General features: G+C 57.2%; 1 protein-coding gene. It reads left to right on the top strand.

Annotated elements, in window-relative coordinates; genetic code table 11:
• Nucleotides 1-130: 130 nt before the first annotated feature.
• Nucleotides 131-395: argininosuccinate synthase domain-containing protein (locus G5A07_RS21175; protein WP_191863967.1), on the top strand; the 265-nt coding region annotated here is incomplete at its 3' end.

The following is a 395-nucleotide window of genomic DNA, read 5'->3' as shown; positions in this document are numbered from 1 at the left end:
ACCCACGGTTTGAGTCGCGCAAACGATAGAATCTGTCGCTTTTGCGTCTAAAGCTGTCGCCCCTCTGTAATTTCCCGAATGCCCTGCGTAGAATTGTCGCTTTTCGTGACGACCCCCGTGGAGTGATGGCATGGCGGATGTGAAGAAGGTAGTCCTGGCGTATTCCGGCGGCCTGGATACCTCGGTAATTCTGAAGTGGTTGCAAGATACCTATAACTGTGAAGTGGTGACCTTCACCGCCGACCTCGGCCAGGGCGAGGAAGTCGAACCGGCTCGCGCCAAGGCCCGCGCGATGGGCGTCAAGGAAATCTACATCGACGACCTGCGCGAAGAATTCGTCCGCGACTTCGTCTACCCGATGTTCCGCGCCAACACCGTCTACGAAGGCGAGTACC

Source organism: Stenotrophomonas sp. AS012628 (assembly GCF_010608305.1).
Taxonomy (GTDB): Bacteria; Pseudomonadota; Gammaproteobacteria; order Xanthomonadales; family Xanthomonadaceae; genus Stenotrophomonas; species Stenotrophomonas geniculata.
Note: the sequence above shows the minus strand (reverse complement) of the source record. Positions and strands in the feature narration are given on the sequence as shown.